The 15,779-nt window shown below is 71.3% G+C and carries 13 protein-coding genes and 1 pseudogene; 11 read left to right on the top strand and 3 right to left on the bottom strand.

All coding sequences use genetic code 11. From position 1 onward, the window contains the following. Positions 1-138 precede the first annotated feature (138 nt). The gene (locus R2B38_RS39595; RefSeq protein WP_318020621.1) at positions 139-2,514 is read left to right on the top strand and encodes a SpoIIE family protein phosphatase; all 2,376 of its coding nucleotides are present in this window, start codon (positions 139-141) and stop codon (positions 2,512-2,514) included. Positions 2,515-2,539: 25 nt separating this feature from the next. Here the strand turns inward: R2B38_RS39595 and R2B38_RS39590 are convergent, their stop codons facing one another. Then, a complete protein-coding gene (locus R2B38_RS39590; protein WP_033278870.1) occupies positions 2,540-3,091 on the bottom strand; it encodes an RNA polymerase sigma factor in 552 nt (183 codons plus the stop codon). 46 nt (positions 3,092-3,137) lie between these two features. Between R2B38_RS39590 and R2B38_RS39585 the strand changes: the two genes are divergently transcribed. From R2B38_RS39585 to R2B38_RS39565, 5 genes are all read left to right on the top strand, one after another. After that, positions 3,138-3,983 (top strand): serine/threonine-protein kinase, encoded by an 846-nt coding sequence (locus R2B38_RS39585; protein ID WP_318020620.1) that lies wholly within the window; start codon positions 3,138-3,140, stop codon positions 3,981-3,983. Further along, a complete protein-coding gene (locus tag R2B38_RS39580; protein ID WP_318020619.1) occupies positions 3,983-4,519 on the top strand; it encodes a hypothetical protein in 537 nt (178 codons plus the stop codon). The genes R2B38_RS39585 and R2B38_RS39580 overlap by 1 nt, the downstream gene beginning before the upstream one ends. A 135-nt stretch (positions 4,520-4,654) precedes the next feature. Continuing rightward, positions 4,655-5,377 (top strand): DUF4232 domain-containing protein, encoded by a 723-nt coding sequence (locus R2B38_RS39575; protein WP_318020618.1) that lies wholly within the window; start codon positions 4,655-4,657, stop codon positions 5,375-5,377. Between the two features lie 7 nt (positions 5,378-5,384). Then, the gene (locus R2B38_RS39570; RefSeq protein ID WP_411978529.1) at positions 5,385-6,698 is read left to right on the top strand and encodes an arsenic transporter; all 1,314 of its coding nucleotides are present in this window, start codon (positions 5,385-5,387) and stop codon (positions 6,696-6,698) included. A gap of 16 nt (positions 6,699-6,714) precedes the next feature. Next, entirely contained in the window at positions 6,715-7,206 is a 492-nt protein-coding gene (locus R2B38_RS39565; protein ID WP_318020617.1) for a universal stress protein, read from the top strand. 3 nt (positions 7,207-7,209) lie between these two features. Here R2B38_RS39565 and R2B38_RS39560 read toward each other — a convergent pair whose 3' ends face one another. Next, positions 7,210-9,024, bottom strand: a complete 1,815-nt coding sequence (locus R2B38_RS39560; protein ID WP_318020616.1) for a ricin-type beta-trefoil lectin domain protein — start codon at positions 9,022-9,024, stop codon at positions 7,210-7,212. A gap of 576 nt (positions 9,025-9,600) precedes the next feature. Between R2B38_RS39560 and R2B38_RS39555 the strand changes: the two are divergent. Then, positions 9,601-10,379: pseudogene (locus tag R2B38_RS39555) on the top strand (phytanoyl-CoA dioxygenase family protein). A 77-nt stretch (positions 10,380-10,456) separates the two neighbouring features. Here R2B38_RS39555 and R2B38_RS39550 read toward each other — a convergent pair. Then, positions 10,457-11,428, bottom strand: a complete 972-nt coding sequence (locus tag R2B38_RS39550) for an aldo/keto reductase (protein ID WP_318020615.1) — start codon at positions 11,426-11,428, stop codon at positions 10,457-10,459. Between the two features lie 258 nt (positions 11,429-11,686). Here R2B38_RS39550 and R2B38_RS39545 point away from each other — a divergent pair, with 258 nt between their 5' ends. Genes R2B38_RS39545 through R2B38_RS39530 form a run of 4 tightly spaced genes read left to right on the top strand, consistent with a single transcriptional unit; the run spans position 11,687 to position 15,759 of the window. Next, positions 11,687-12,652 carry an endo alpha-1,4 polygalactosaminidase gene (locus tag R2B38_RS39545; RefSeq protein WP_318020614.1) on the top strand — a complete coding sequence of 322 codons (966 nt, stop codon included), beginning with the start codon at positions 11,687-11,689 and terminating at the stop codon, positions 12,650-12,652. Positions 12,653-12,662: 10 nt separating this feature from the next. After that, positions 12,663-13,958, top strand: coding sequence for an ABC transporter substrate-binding protein (locus R2B38_RS39540; RefSeq protein WP_318020613.1), 1,296 nt, complete (start codon positions 12,663-12,665; stop codon positions 13,956-13,958). 23 nt (positions 13,959-13,981) lie between these two features. Then, a complete protein-coding gene (locus tag R2B38_RS39535; RefSeq protein ID WP_318020612.1) occupies positions 13,982-14,944 on the top strand; it encodes a sugar ABC transporter permease in 963 nt (320 codons plus the stop codon). After that, positions 14,941-15,759: a carbohydrate ABC transporter permease gene (locus R2B38_RS39530; RefSeq protein WP_318020611.1), complete on the top strand. Its 819-nt coding sequence runs from the start codon at positions 14,941-14,943 to the stop codon at positions 15,757-15,759. The genes R2B38_RS39535 and R2B38_RS39530 overlap by 4 nt, the downstream gene beginning before the upstream one ends. Positions 15,760-15,779: the final 20 nt, after the last annotated feature.

Genomic DNA, 15,779 nt, shown 5'->3' with positions numbered 1-15,779 from the left:
CACTTCGACCGGATTTCCCCCTTGCCCTCCGCGCTCCCCGGCCCTGGGGGTTCTCGTCCGCGCGGGACCGTGACGCACTAGGCTGGAACACAAGTGACGTGTCTGTTCACTGTGAGTGTGCGCAATGGAGTGGCGACGATGAGACCGGTCTACCCGTTCGACGATGCCGCGACGGCGCGGGTTGTCATCGACGACGCGGGCACTCTGGTGGAGTGGAACGACGGGGCCAGGCGGCTCCTCGGCCACACCGCGGACGAGGTCGTGGGCCGCCCGGCCGTACGGTTGCTGGCCGGCGGTGCCGAGGCGCTGCCCGCGATCACGGGTGCCCGCTGGGACGGCACGGTCTCGTTGCGCCACCGCGACGGGCGCGCCGTGCCGGTGTGGCTGCTGGCCCACCACCGGCGGCCCCGGGACGGCGGGCCGGGCGACTGGCTCGTCGTGACCCCGTTGGAGGGAGGCGGTCCGCCCGCCGCCGAGGACCCGCTCGCGACCGCGGCGCTGACCCAGTCGCCGTGTGCCATCGCGGTCTACGACGAGCGGTTGCGGCTGAGCCGGGTCAACGACGCGATGGCCGAGGTGATCGGGCTGCCCGAGGAGCGCATCCAGGGGCTGCGGATCACCGAGATCGGCGGGAAGACGCAGAGCGCGGAGCTGGAGCAGTACATGCTGCGCGTGCTCACCTCCGGCACCGCCGAGGACTTCCAGATCTACATGCGCACCGGCGGCGAGGACACCGCGCACGCCTGGCTGGCCCGGATGGCGCCCATCACGGACACCGAGGGCCGGGTGCGGGGCGTGTGTCTGGCCGCGCACGACTTCACCGAGAACTACCTCTCGCGGGAGCGGCTGCAGCTCGTCAATGAGGCGAGCGTCCGCATCGGCACCACCCTCGACGTCACCCGTACGGCCCAAGAGCTCGCGGACGTCTGTGTGCCGGCCCTCGCCGACTTCGTCAGCATCGATCTGCTGGACCCGCACGAGCACGGCGGCGAGCCCCCGGCGGCGATCACCGCGCCGATCCGACTGCGCCGGGCCGCGCACCAGTCGGTGCAGCAGGGCAGCCCCGAGGCCGTCGCCAAGCCGGGCCAGCTGAACGTGTACCCGGAGCAGTCCCCGCAGGCCGACGCGCTCGTCGCGGGCCGCACGCTGGTCGCCTCGGGCCGGGCCCTGGAACTCTGGCTCGCCTGGGACAGGACCCGCACCAAGCGTGTCGAGGAGTACGGCATCCACTCCTCGATGGCCGTCCCGATCCAGGCCCGCGGGGTCACCCTCGGCGTGGCGGTCCTCACCCGCTACCGGCGCCTCGACCCGTTCGCCGACGACGACGTCCTGCTCGCCGAGGAGGTCACGGCCCGCGCCGCCGTCTGCATCGACAACGCCCGCCGCTTCTCCCGCGAACGCGAGACCGCGCTGGCCCTCCAGCGCAGCCTGCTCCCCCGCAAACTGCCGCGCACGGCCGCGCTGGAAGCGGCCTCGCGCTATCTGCCGGCGGCGCGCGCCGGGGTCGGCGGCGACTGGTTCGACGTGATCCCGCTGTCCGGGATGCGGGTCGCCATGGTCGTCGGGGACGTCGTCGGCCACGGCATCCAGGCCTCCGCCACCATGGGCCGGCTGCGCACGGCCGTCCGCACCCTCGCCGACATCGACCTGGCCCCCGACGAACTGCTGACCCACCTCGACGACCTCGTCGTACGGCTGTCCGCGGAGGCCGGCGGCGAGGGCAGCCCGGGTGAGGTGGGCGCGACCTGCCTGTACGCGGTGTACGACCCGGTGTCCCGGCGTTGCACGCTGGCCCGCGCGGGTCATCCGCTGCCGGTCATGATCCGGCCGGGCGGCCCGCCCGAGCCCGTCGACCTGCCCGCGGGGCCACCGCTCGGTCTGGGCGGACTCCCCTTCGAATCAACCGAGTTGGAGCTGCCCGAGGGCACCGTGCTCGCGCTGTACACCGACGGGCTGATCGAGAACCGCGACCGGGACCTCGACGACAGTCAACGGCTGCTGTTCGACGCCCTGTACGCCCCCTCGGACTCCCTGGACGAGACCTGCGACCGGATCCTGCACGCCGTGCTCCCGCCGGGCGGCGCGGCCGACGACGTGGCGCTGCTGCTGGCCCGCACCCAGGGGCTACCGGCCGAGCAGGTCGCGACCTGGGACATCCCGGCCGACCCCTCGCTCGTCGCCCCGATCCGCAAGCAGGTCGTGGAGCAGCTCGACAGCTGGAACATGAGCGAGGCCGGGTTCACCGCCGAGCTGGTGGTGAGCGAGCTGGTCACCAACGCGATCCGCTACGGCGCGCACCCCATCCGGCTCCGGCTGATCCATGACGCGGCCACGCTGATCTGCGAGGTCTCCGACACCAACCACACGGCCCCGCACCTGCGCCGCGCCAAGACCTGGGACGAGGGCGGGCGCGGCCTGCTGCTGGTCGCGCAGCTCACCCAGCGCTGGGGCAGCCGGCACACGGCGGACGGCAAGACGATCTGGGCGGAGCTGTCTCTCTTCGACGAGGTCTGAGCCGTATCGGAAGAGGTCGGTCGGCTCAGGAGAGCTCGGTGAGCCAGGGCCTGACCTGGCGGCGGGCCTCGTGCAGCCGGGACTTGAGGGTGCCGAGCGGGATGCCGAGGCGATCGGCGATGTCGGCGTACTCCAGGTTGCAGATGTCCCGGTAGACCAGCGGCTCGACGAGGTGCGGCTGCTCCCGCTCCAGGCGCTCCAGCGCCTCCAGGAGGTCGATCTTCGATCCGGCGATCACGCTCGTGGTGCGCGGATCGACGTGCTGTGACACGTCGATCTCGGCGGGCTGCTCGGCGGCCCGCCGCTTCAGCTCGCGGTACTTCTGCCGGGCGCCGTTGGCGACCACCGTGTAGAGCCAGGTGCTGAAGAGGCTGCGGCCCTCGAACGTGCCGATCTTCCGGGCGACCTGCATCAGTACGTCCTGGGCCGCTTCCTCGGCGTCCTCACGGCACGGCAGGAAGCGCCCGCACCGCCTGAGGACCTCGGGTCCGATCGTCCGCAGCAGTTCGTCCAGGGCACCCGGGTCACCGGCCGCGGCCCGCCGCGCCAGTTCCTCGGTCCGCGCCTTGTCCTGCACTGGATCCACTCCTCCGCCTCGGTCCACGAGCAGGCATGATAGTCGCATGCACTTCGTCGAACAGATCGGCCGCTACAGACTCGAACGCCGCCTGGGCACCGGCGCGTTCGGCACGGTCTGGCTCGCGCACGACGACGTGCTCGAAGCCCCGGTGGCCGTGAAGGTCCTCGCCGACAACTGGGCGCACCGCCTCGACATCGTCGACCGCTTCCTCTCCGAGGCCCGCCTGCTGCGCCGGGCCGACTCGAACAGGGTGGTGCAGGTCTACGACATCGGCGAGCTGCCGGACGGACGGCCGTACTTCGTCATGGAGTACGCCGACGCCGGCACCCTCGCCGATCTGCTCACGTCGGGTCCGCTGCCCGTCTCCGAGGCGCTGCGGCTGACCGCGCTGGCCGCCCGGGGCGCCGCCGCGCTGCACAAGGCGGGCATCGTCCACCGGGACATCAAGCCGACCAACGTGCTGCTGCGCACCGCCCCGGACGGCAGCTACCGCGTACTGCTCGCCGACCTGGGCCTGGCCAAGAGCCTGGCGCAGGGGTCGGGCCTCACCCTGGCCGCCGGTTCGGCGGGCTATCAGCCGCCGGAGCAGGCGCAGCCCGGGTACGGCATCGACGAGCGCGCCGACGTGTACAGCCTGGGCGCGGTCGGCTACGAGCTGCTCACCGGCACGGTCCCGGGGGCGCCCGGGCAGGTCGTCCGGCCGGACCGGCTGCGCCCGGACGTGTCCCCCGAGCTCCAGCGGGCCCTGCTCCGCGCGCTGGAGCCGGACCGGGAGAAGCGCTGGCCGACGGCGCGGGAGTTCGCGGAGGAGCTGGAGCGGCTGGCCGCCGAGGCCGCCCCCGCGCGCCGACAGCGCAGACCGCACAGCCGGCACCGGGGGTCGCGCTGATGGCGGGGCTGTTCGTCGTGGTGGCCGCGGGCGCGGGCGCCGCGGTGCTGAACTTCCCTTTTTCGTCCGGGAGTTCGGATCTGCGGGTCAAGGACAGCACCGGCCGGATCGTGGCCGAGGTGCCCAACGCGTGGGGCCGTCAGCTGCGTGACTCGGGCTGGAATCCGCGCGCCCTCGGGCTGACGGCCGGGCAGGAGCCGGGGCTGGCCGTCGCCGACGACCTGTCGAAGTGGCCGGACCTCTCGGCGGACGTGAACGGCGTGTTCATCGGCCTGAGCGAGCACGGCAGCGTGAGCACCGAGGTGGACGCCATCGCCCACTCCGGCTGCCGCTACGACGGCAGCCGCGCCTACGCGAACGCCACCTGGCGCGGCACGATCCGCACCTGGAGCGACTGCTCGGGCGGCACGGGCACCCTCTCGGAGACCGCGCTGCGCATGGTCGGCGGCGCCGCGCAGCCCCAGGTGTACGTCCAGATCCGGCAGCACAGCGGTGACGCGACCGCGCGCATACTCCGGTCGCTGCGGGTCACCTGATCGGTGTCGGAATCGCTGTCGGCAGCACTGTCTGAAAAAATCCGGTGATCCCGCGAACCTTTCGACGCGCACCCGCATCGGACCCTTGTGACAGCGCGCGAGGCGCTGTGCGGTGAACTTCCAGGAGTGTTGAAGATGGCGAACACGTCTCAGTCCCTGCGCCGGGCGGCCCTGCTCGTGAGCGCCGTGGCCGTCCTGGGCCTGACGACGGCCTGTGGCGACGGCAGCGGCACGGTGAGCAGCCCGCAGACCCAGTCGGGTACGGCCGCTCCCGCGGGCGGCGACCCCTCGGCCGACGGGTCCGGCACGCCGGCCTCCACGTCGAGCGGAACCAACACCGCCACCGGCTCGGACTCGGCCTCGTCGGGATCCTCGACGTCGACCTCCACGTCCTCGGGCTCCGGCGGCACGAGCACCAACACCGGCACCGCGAGCAGCTCCCGGTGCCACACCTCCGAGCTGCGGGCGAAGGTCGGCGGCAACGACCCGGGCGCCGGCCAGGAGAACTTCCCGATCGTCCTCACCAACGCGTCGGGCCGTACCTGCACGGTCCGCGGCTATCCCGGCGCCGCGTTCCTGAACGCGTCCGGCACGCAGCTGGGCGACGACCCGCAGCGCGAGACCGGCAGCACCGCCACCACGGTCACGCTGAAGCCGGGGCAGAGCGCCTGGGCGGGTCTGACCTTCTCCAACCCGGAGATCAGCGGCGCGAAGACGGCGACCCCCAGCTGGCTGGCGGTGACCCCGCCCGACGAGCAGGACGCGCTGCACGTGAAGTGGACGAACGGAGCGGTGCCTGTGTCGGGCAACTCGTCCTCGGTGCGTCTGACGGTGTTCAGCGCGGGTACCGGTTCCTGATCACGGGTTGCGCGCCGCGGCCTGGTTACATGGGGCGGGCACCACGTCCCGCGTCCCGGAGGACCGTCCCCTGAACACCCCGCTCGCCGAAACCCTGTCCGTTGTCCTGCTCGTCGCCGTCCTCGTGTGGGCCGTCGTCCGTCCCTTCGGGTGGCCGGAGGCGGTGATGGCGGTGCCCGCCGCCGGGATCGCCGTGGCCACCGGGGCGATCTCGCTCGACCACGCGCGGGCGGAGGCGGAGCAGCTCGGACCGGTGGTCGGGTTCCTCGCCGCGGTCCTCGTGCTCGCCCACTTCTGCGATGTCGAGGGCCTGTTCCGGGCCTGCGGGGCGTGGATGGCGGAGTGGGCGAAGGGCAGTCCGAGCCGGCTGCTGACGGCGGTGTTCGCGCTGGCCTCGCTGATCACGGCCGTGCTGAGCCTGGACGCCACCATCGTGCTGCTGACGCCGGTCGTGTTCGCGACGGCGTCCCGGATGGGCGTCCGTCCCAAGCCGCACGTCTACGCGTGCACGCATCTCTCGAACACCGCCTCGCTGCTCCTGCCGGTCTCCAATCTCACGAACCTCCTCGCGTTCGCGGCGAGCGGCCTGAGCTTCACCCGCTTCGCCGGGCTGATGGTGCTGCCCTGGCTGGTCGCGATCGGCGCCGAGTACCTGGTGTTCCGGCGCTTCTTCGCCCGCGACCTCGCGGCGGCCGCCCCCTCCCCGGCCTCCGGCGACAAGCCCGAGCTGCCGGTGTTCGCGCTGGCGACCGTCGCCTGCACCCTCGCCGGGTTCGTGCTGACCTCCGCGATCGGCATCGACCCGGCGTGGGCCGCGCTGGCGGGCGCACTCGTCCTCGCCGGCCGCGCGCTGCTACGGCGGCAGGCGACCCCGATGACGATCGTGCGGGCCGCCTCACCGTCGTTCCTGGCGTTCGTGCTGGCGCTCGGGATCGTCGTGCGGGCCGTGGTCGACAACGGGCTCTCGGACGCGCTGGGCCACCTCCTGCCCGGCGGCACCGGCATCGCGGCGCTGCTCGGGATCGCCGCGCTGGCCGCCGTACTGGCGAACCTCATCAACAACCTGCCGGCGGTCCTGGTCCTGCTGCCGCTGACCGCGCAGTCCGGGCCCGGGGCCGTCCTCGCCGTGCTCCTCGGGGTGAACATCGGACCGAACCTGACCTACGCCGGTTCGCTCGCGACGCTGCTGTGGCGGCGGATCGTGCATCAGCACGAACACGACGTGGATCTCAAGGAGTTCACGAAGCTGGGGCTGATCGCCGTGCCGACGGCGCTCGTCCCGGCGGTGGTGGCACTGTGGGTGTCGCTCCAGGTTCTGTGACACCGAGGGAGGCCGAATGCGTGTGATCGCCTGGCTGGTCGAGGGCACCTGGCCCGCCTGCGTGGACGCCGTACGGACGCATGCGCCGGAGGCGGACGAGGTGGTGCTGCTGCATGTGAGCGGCCCGGACGTGCCCGGGGTCGCGCACGGCGCGTTCGCCGGGCTGCTCGGCCGGGGTGGTCCCAAGCGTGATCCCGGGACCCGGCTGGAGGATCTCGGCAGTACGTCGGCGGCGGAGCTGCTGGACGCTGCGGCCGAGCGGCTCGGGCGGCCGTGCACCCGGATGGAGCGGGCCGGGCGCGTGGAGCGCGAGGTGGTGGCGGCCGCCGGGGACGCCGATCTGCTGGTGCTGGCCCGTGACGGCGACCGGGCCCGGCTCGGCCCGCACAGTCTCGGGCCCGCCGTACGGTTCGCCGTCGATCACGCGCCCTGTCCGGTGCTGCTGGTGTGGCCGGAGACGGCGCCGGGCATCGCGACCCTGCCGCCTCCGCCTCCACCGCACCACTGAGGTTCAGCGGCCGCCGTGGTAGCCGCCGCCGTACCCGCCACCGCCGTAACCGCCGCCACCGGACCAGCCACCGCCGCCCTGACCGTTCCCCTGGCAGTACGACGGGTAGTAGTCGCAGTAGTCCATGGTCGGGGCGGCCGTCGTAGGCGTGGACTGCGGGGTCGACGCGCTCGGCGTCGGCGTGGGCGTGGCCGTCGGGGTCTTGGAGGGCGTCGGGGCGGCCTTCTTCGTCGTCGGGGTCGGCGAACCGGTGCTGTCGGTGTCCCAGTTGACGACCTGCATCTGCGGGTCGGCCTTCGAGGTGTCGAAGACCCAGCGCTGGGCGGTGCCGTCCGCCCGGTTCTTCAGGACGAGCGCGCCGCCGCCGTCGGTGGAGGCGGGGGTCAGGGCCAGGTCCTGGTTCCAGCGCGGTACGAGGATGCCCTGGAGCGTGAAGTCGTAGCGGATGTTCTTCGCGGTCGCCGAGGACGTGCCGGTACAGGGGGCGAGCTGTACCTCGAAGGCGAGGTGCGAGTCGAGGCAGAGGCCGGGGTCGGCGGTGCTGCGCAGCCGGCCGTCCGTCTCGTAGGACCACTGCTGGCCGGCCGCCGAGGAGCAGGTCTGCAGTTCGGCCTCGTTGCCCTTGAGGGGCTTGTTGCCGGCGACGCCGATGCACAGGCCGGACTCGACGTTGTGCAGCCGGCCGCTGAGCGTGCCCTGGGTGGTGTCGTTCTTGCTGGCCCAGGAGGGGTCGGCGGATTCCTTGCCCGCGCCGGAGGCACCGGCGGCCTGGTTCTCCGTGGTGGTCTTGTCGCCGCCGGAGCCACCGATGGACCACAGGACGAGCGGGAGGACGACCAGTCCGCTCACGGTGAGCACGGCCACGGCGAGGTTGCGGCGGCGGACGCGCCGGGCCGCCTTGTGGGCCGATCTGAGTTCGCCGCGCCGCGGGCCGGGGTGCACCGCGAGCTCGGTCGAGGCGGACGACACCTCGGCGGGCAGCGTGCGGCTGCCGGCCCTGACCTCCAGGTAGGCCCGCGCGCCCCAGCCGAGCACCGCTTCGGCCAGCGCGATGCCGAGACCGGCGTTGAACTGGTTCAACTGGTCGGCGGTGTACCGGCAGTGCTTGCAGACGCTGAGGTGCATGGCGAGGTCCGGGTCGACCTCCGCGCCGCCGCGCCGGAAGGTGACGTCCAGCAGCCGGATGTAGCGCATGCACTCGTCGTCCTGGGCGAGTTCGCGGTGGACCTGGAGGCACTCCTCGCGCAACCGGCCGCGGGCGCGCCCGAGTTCGACGTCGGCGCCCTCCTCGTCCAGGCCCAGCAGTCCGGCGGGTATCGAGAAGGGCTCGGACTCGACCTCGATGTGCCAGAGCAGGGTGCGGGCCGACTGGTTCAGCCGCTGGAACGCCCGGGAGAGCAGGCGCCGTTCGGGCACGGGCAGCATCCGGGCCGCGCCGCGGTCGCCGTCGCCGCTCGCCCAGCGCAGATCGGGGTGGAGCATTTCCTGCCGGTGGTCGGCGACCCATTCCGCGGCGATACGGCGGATCGTGACCAGCACCTGGGGGCGCCAGGCCGCGGTCGGTCCCGACTGCCGCAGGGATTCCCCGAAGAGGCGGGTGAAAGCGGCCGTGGTGAGCATTCCGGCGTGGTGCGGTCCGTCGGTGCACAGCCGCGCATAGGCGAAGGCCGCTTCCCAGTGCCGGTCCAGCAGTTCGCCGACGGGTTGCAGCGCGGGCGTCGTCCCCGTCCACTTCTTCAGCTCGGCGCTGAGCTGCTCGTCGGTCACTTCGAAGTGGTGAGCGGAAGTCGGGGAATTCGAGGGACCTGCGTCCTTCACGGCTGCATTCCTCCAGGTGAAACGCGGAATTCAGTCCATACCGGCGGGTATGCGACCCCGTCGACAGGTCGACAAAGTCCACCCGTCCGATTGATGGCATCCCGAACGTCCGCCTGGGGCAGCTCTTTTGAAGCAAGGGGGGTGACGTACGGGAGCGGCCTCGAGCGCGCGGAGGGGAATCATCTATGTGCCCGCGCGCCGACAGGCACACCTTTGCACAGGTCAGCGAGGCGGAACAAGGTCTTCCTGCGTTTTGTGCATTGCGGTCCGGCCCCTGCCATTTGACGATTCGTCAATCGGGTCCGTTATGGGATTGCCACCGTATCCACACGGGAAATCCCGAAACCATTGGCCGGAGGCCGCCCGGCGCGCCCCGCGCGTCGGACCCGGGGACGGCCCTTCTCCCGGTTTTCCCAGGTCATGTTCCGGCTGCCCGGCCCATTGCCCGACGAGTCACCGGCGTCACGGGAGTTGACGGCTTCCACGCCGTCACCGATGAGGGAGTTCACGGCCAACCAATAGGCACACGCCCGGCCTCCTGACACTGTGGTGTGACATAACACCGAGGAGGTCCCTATGACGGCCACGGACATCGGCGCGTTCGCGGAGGACGGGTTCACGGTCGCGCGCGGATTGTTCAGGTACGACGAAATCGACCGGCTCTGCGCGGAGTTCACGGCGCTGCACGCGTCCGGCCCGGTCCCCGGGCACTTCGAACCACGCGTCTCCGACGATCCCCTCCGGACCCACCCGAGGGTGATGCACCCCCACGAGATCAGTGAACTGGCCCTGCGCTTCCTCCTGGACGCGCGTCTGCGGAGCGTCCTGGAGACCCTGTTCGGCGAGGAGGTACTGGCCGCGCAGAGCATGTTCTACTTCAAGCCGCCGGGAGCGCGCGGCCAGGCGCTGCACCAGGACAACTTCTATCTGCGGGCCGAGCCGGGCACGTGCGTGGCCGCGTGGATCGCCTGCGACGAGATCGACCGGGACAACGGCGGCCTGGAGGTCGTGCCCGGCACCCATCGCATGGACGTGTTCTGCCCGGAGGAGGCGGATCCCGGGGTGTCCTTCGCGCGCGAGTACGTGCCACCGCCGCCGGGACTGACGCCCGTGCCGGTCGACATGGCGCCCGGGGACGTCCTGTCTTCAACGGCAGCCTGGTGCACGGCTCCCGGCCCAACCGCAGCGCGGACCGCTTCCGCCGTTCGTTCATCGGGCACTACGTGGGCCGCTCGGCCGACCGTATCGGGAGTTTCTACCGCACGATCTCGATGAGCGGCGAGCGGGTGCCGCTGGCGGAGAGCGCCGGCGCGGGCCCGTGCGGCACGGAGTTCGCACCGCAGGGCCCGCACTGACGAACCGTCAAGATAGCCTGGGATAGGACCTGTTGAGCCTGCCGCAGGAGATCTGGAGCAAGGCCTGTCGCGACAGGTCAGGAATGCCCGCTGATCGCGTGCGGAGTGTAGGGCTGCTCCAGCTCCTCCAACTCCTTGTCGCTCAGCTCCAGTTCCACGGCGGCCACGGCGTCCTCGATGTGCTGCGGCTTGGCCGCGCCGACGATCGGTGCGGCCACCGTGCCCTGGTGCAGCAGCCAGGCGAGGGCGACCTGGGCGCGCGGGACGCCCCGGTCGCCGGCGATGCGGGTGACCGCCTCGACGATGGCTCGGTCGCCGTCCTGGTAGAGGCGGTTGCCGAAGTTGTCGGTGCTGCTGCGCTCGGTGGTGGTGCCCCAGTCGCGGGTGAGACGGCCGCGCGCCAGCGGACTCCAGGGCAGCACGCCCACGCCCTGGTCGGCGCAGAGCGGCAGCATCTCGCGCTCCTCCTCGCGGTAGAGGAGGTTGTAGTGGTTCTGCATCGACACGAACTTGGTCCAGCCGTGCCGCTCGGCCACGTGCTGGTGCTTGGCGAACTGCCACGCGTACATCGAACTCGCCCCGATGTAGCGGACCTTGCCCGCCTTCACCAGGTCGTGCAGCGCCTCCATCGTCTCCTCGACGGGGGTGTGCGGGTCGGCGCGGTGGATCTGGTAGAGGTCGACGTAGTCGGTGCCGAGCCGTTCGAGACTGTGGTCGATCTCCGTCATGATCGCCTTGCGGGAGAGTCCGGCGCCGTTGGGTCCGGGGCGGGTCCTGCCGTGCACCTTCGTGGCGAGGACGACCTCGTCGCGGCGGGCGAAGTCCTTCAGCGCCCGGCCGGTGATCTCCTCGCTGGTGCCGTCGGAGTAGACGTTCGCCGTGTCGAGGAAGTTGATCCCGGCCTCCAGCGCCTGCCGGATCAGCGGGCGCGACGCCTCCTCGTCGAGGGTCCACTCGTGGGTGCCGCGGTCCGGGAGGCCGTAGGTCATGCAGCCCAGAGAGATCCGCGAGACGTCCAGGCCGGTCGAACCGAGCTTCACGTACTGCATCGTTGCTGCTCCTGCCTTCGAGTTCGGTACCGCTTCGGAGCGTACGACTTCGTGGGTGCTCGAAGTCGCGCATGTGCGCGCACCCTTGACGAGTGGCGCGGCCGGGCGCTTTGATCCTGGACGTGCCCGCGCGTGCGGCGCGGTACGCAGAGGTGCGCCCAGCCGGTAGCGGACAGGTTCCAAGCCCGGCCACAGTCGCCAGGACCGCCGCTCCATCCGGTCCGAGGCGGGGTCGTACCCGCGATTGATGGAGCGGACATGCCCGTCAAGGGTGTCTCCCGCGTCGGAGGTCTCGGGACGGCGGCGGTCCTGAGCGGCGCCGTCGCGACCGCGGCGGTCCTGACCTCGTGCGGAACCACGAACAACTCGGCGCCGGAACAACCGTCGCGCGCGGCGCCGTCGCAGAGCCCGTCCCGCGCGGCACCGTCGAGAAGCTCCACCACTCCGTCGAAGAGCGCCACGCCGTCGAAACGCCCCGCCCCGTCGGTGAGCGCCTCGCTTCCGGCACCCGGAAAATTCCAACTCCCGCCCGTCCACGCCGACTTCGACTACCAGATCGGCGGCGCCTATCCCCCGCCCGCCGGCGTCCGGATCGTCAGCCGTGACCGTACGGCGGCGCCCGCGCGCGGCCTCTACAACATCTGTTACGTCAACGCCTTCCAGGCCCAGCCGGACGAGCGCGCCTCCTGGCCCGCCGACCTGCTGCTCCGGGACGCGGACGGCGAGGTGGTCGTCGACGAGGACTGGGGCGAGGCACTCCTCGACATCCGTACGGCGGCGAAGCGGCAGCGGGTGGCGGCGCGGGTGAACCAGTGGATCGACGGCTGCGCGGCCAAGGGCTTCGACGCCGTCGAGCCGGACAACTACGACAGCTACACCCGCTCGCACGGCCTCCTGACGGCGAACGACGCGACCGCCTTCATCACCCTGCTCTCCCGGCACGCGCACGCCCGGCACCTGGCCATCGCCCAGAAGAACACCGTGGAGCTGGCGGGGCTCAGGAAGAAGCTCGGTCTCGACTTCGCGATCGCGGAGGAGTGCGCCGAGTACGACGAGTGCGGGGAGTACGCCCAGGCCTTCGACGACCGGGTCATCGTCATCGAATACTCCGACTCCGGTCTGCGCAAGGCCCGTTCGGGCTTCGCCGGGCGGCTCAGCATCGTGCGCCGGGACGTGGACGTGTCGACGCCCGGCAGCGCCGACTACGTCCGCAAGGTGCGGTGAGGAGGCCGTGATGAGGAACGGGATGTCACGCCGTGGGCTGCTGCTCGGGGCGGCCGCGATCGGTGCCGCGAGCGGATGTGCGGGCGGTGCCTCGGACGGGGTCGGTGCGGACGGCCGGGTGACCGTGGAGCTGTGGCACGGGCAGGTCGACACGGGCCGCAAGGCGGTGGAGGCGCTGGTCGCCGAGTTCAACCGGACCCACCCCACGATCCGCGTGGACCCGGGCGGCGGTGGGGTGTTGGCCGACGCGATGCTCCAGAAGGTGACCGCCGCGCTGGCCGCCGGCTCCTACCCGGACATCGCCTACATCTTCGGCTCGGACCTCGCCAGCGTCGCGCGCAGCCCGCGCGTCGTCGACCTGACGTCCGCGATGCGCGAAGGGCCGACGCCGTGGAACTCCTTCTGGAAGCCGGTGCGGGACGCGGTCACCGTCAACGGCCGGGTACGGGCCGCGCCCGCGGTCCTCGACTCGCTGGCCGTCGTCTACAACAGGAAACTGTTCCGGCAGGCCGGACTCGACTACCCGAAGGCCGGCTGGAGCTGGGACCAATTCACCGACACGGCACGGCAGTTGACCGACCACGACCGGGGCGTCTTCGGCACCGGCTGGCCGGCCGTCGGCGACGAGGACACGGTGTGGCGGCTCTGGCCGATGCTGTGGGATCTCGGCGGCGAGGTCGTCGCCCCTGACGGCAAGCACATCGGCTTCGCCGACCAAGGCGTACGAGCCCTCCGAACCCTCGCCCAACTCGGCCACGACAAAAGCGCGTACCTCGACACCAAGCCCGGCAGCGAACAGCTCTACCAGGTGTTCCTGAACAGCCGGATGGCCATGGTCGCCACCGGCCCCTGGGAACTCCCCGACATCATCACCGCGAAGATCGACTACGGCGTCGTGCCGCTGCCGACGTACAGCGGGCACGCGGTCACCATCTCCGGGCCCGACACATGGACGGTCTTCGACAACGGCTCGGCCCGGTCCCGGGCGGCCGTGGAGTTCGTGCAGTGGATGAACTCCCCTGTCCACGACGTCCGTTGGGACATCTCGGCGGGCGGGCTGCCATTGAGCACGGGCACCGCCGCGCGGCCGGAGTGGCTGGAGCACAGCGCCGGTACGGTCGGTCTCGACGTCTTCACCGACTCCCTGCGTTCGGCACGCGTCCGGCCCGTCCATGCCGCGTATCCGCAGATCTCGCAGGCGCTGGGCGAGGCGATCGTCTCCGTGCTGCTCGGCCGGGACTCCCCCGAGAAGGCGCTCCGTTCCTGTGCCGACAAGGCCGACGCGGCCCTGCTGATCCCCAGGTGACTTCCCCCTCCCGGGAGACCCCGATGTCCACACTGCCCCGCGCCCTCACCCTTCCCACGCAACCGGCGGCCACCGCTCAGGCCGCGCGCCGCGCCGCCCGCCGTCGCGCCCGTCAAGAACGGTCCACGGCTTGGGCGTTCATCGGTCCGTCGGTGGTGGTGATCCTCGGGCTGAGTGTCGTGCCCGTCGTCTGGTCGCTGCTGCTGTCGTTCCGCGCCGACGACCTCGTCACGCCCGGCCGCTGGGTCGGCCTCGACAACTACCGCGCCCTCGCCCAGGACCCCAACTTCCGTACGGCGGTGAGCAATACGCTGCTGTACGCGGCGCTCTACGTGCCGCTCAGCCTGGTCGGCGGACTGGCACTGGCGTTGGCCCTCAACCGCCGGATCCGGCTCATCGGCCTGTACCGCACGCTGGTGTTCATCCCGTTCGTGGTGTCGGCGACCGCGCAGGGCGTGCTGTTCTCGTTCATCCTCGACCCGGAGTTCGGCGTCGCGAACGCGCTGCTGCACCACCTCGGCATCTCCTCCCAGGGGTTCCTCGCCGACCCGGACCAGGCGCTGTACCTGCTGGTGCTGATCTCGCTCTGGAGCGGGGTGGGTTTCTGTGTCGTGGTGTACCTGGCCGCGCTCCAGGACGTGCCGCCCGAACTCGTCGAGGCGGCCCGCATCGACGGCGCGAACCGTACGCAGGTACTGCGCCATGTGACGCTGCCCGCGCTCACGCCGGTGACGGTGTTCCTGGTGCTGTGGCAGTTCATCACCTCGCTCCAGGTGTTCGACCTGATCTATGTGACGACGAAGGGCGGCCCGTTGGGCTCGACGACGGTGATCGTGTACTTCGTCTGGCAGCAGGCCTTCCAGATGTTCACCGCGGGCTACGGCGCCGCGTCGGCGTACATCCTCGCGGTGGCGCTGCTGGTCGCGGGCGGCGCGCTGCGGGTCGCACGGCGGCGGCAGGGCCGTACGGACGGGGGTGTGCGATGAGTGCGCGGCGGGTGAGTGCGTGGCATCTGGTGCTGGCGCCGCTGGCGTTGTGCTTCGCGCTGCCGTTCGTGTGGCTGCTGCTCAGCTCGGTGATGACGAACGCGGAGATCAACCGCTTCCCACCCGCCTTGTGGCCCAAGGGAATTGACCTCGGCGGCTATCGCTATGTGCTGGGCAACGCGATGTTCCCGCGCTGGTTCGCCAACTCGCTGATCGTGGCGTCGGTCGCGGTGGTGTCGAATCTACTGTTCGGGTCGCTCGGCGGGTACGCGTTCGCGCGGATGCGGTTCGCCGGGTCGCGGGTGCTGCTGGGGCTGATGCTGGCGACGATGGTCGTGCCGTTCCAGCTGACGATGATCCCGACGTTCCTGGTGATGAAGTGGTTCGGGCTGATCGACACGCTGGGCGCGCTGATCCTCCCGTCGCTGGTGACGCCGTTCGCGGTGTTCCTGTTCCGGCAGTTCTTCCTCGCGCTGCCGAGGGAGATGGAGGAAGCGGCCTGGATCGACGGGTGTTCGCGCCTGCGGGTGCTGTTCTCCATCGTGATGCCACTGGCCCGGCCCGCGCTCGCCACGGTCGCCGTCCTCACGTTCCTGTCCACCTGGAACGACCTGTCGTGGCCGCTGATCGCGATCAACCACGACACCCAGTACACGCTCCAGTTGGGCCTGACGACCTTTCAGGGACAGCACCACACCAAGTGGTCGGCGGTGATGGCGGGCAACGTCATCACGGTGGTGCCGGTGCTGGTGGCGTTCCTGCTGGCGCAGAAGACGTTCATCCAGTCGCTGACGTCGAGCGGGCTCAAGGGCTGACCCGCACACCTCCAACTCCG

It is taken from the genome of Streptomyces sp. N50 (assembly GCF_033335955.1).
Lineage (GTDB): Bacteria > Actinomycetota > Actinomycetes > Streptomycetales > Streptomycetaceae > Streptomyces.
Note: the sequence above shows the minus strand (reverse complement) of the source record. Positions and strands in the feature narration are given on the sequence as shown.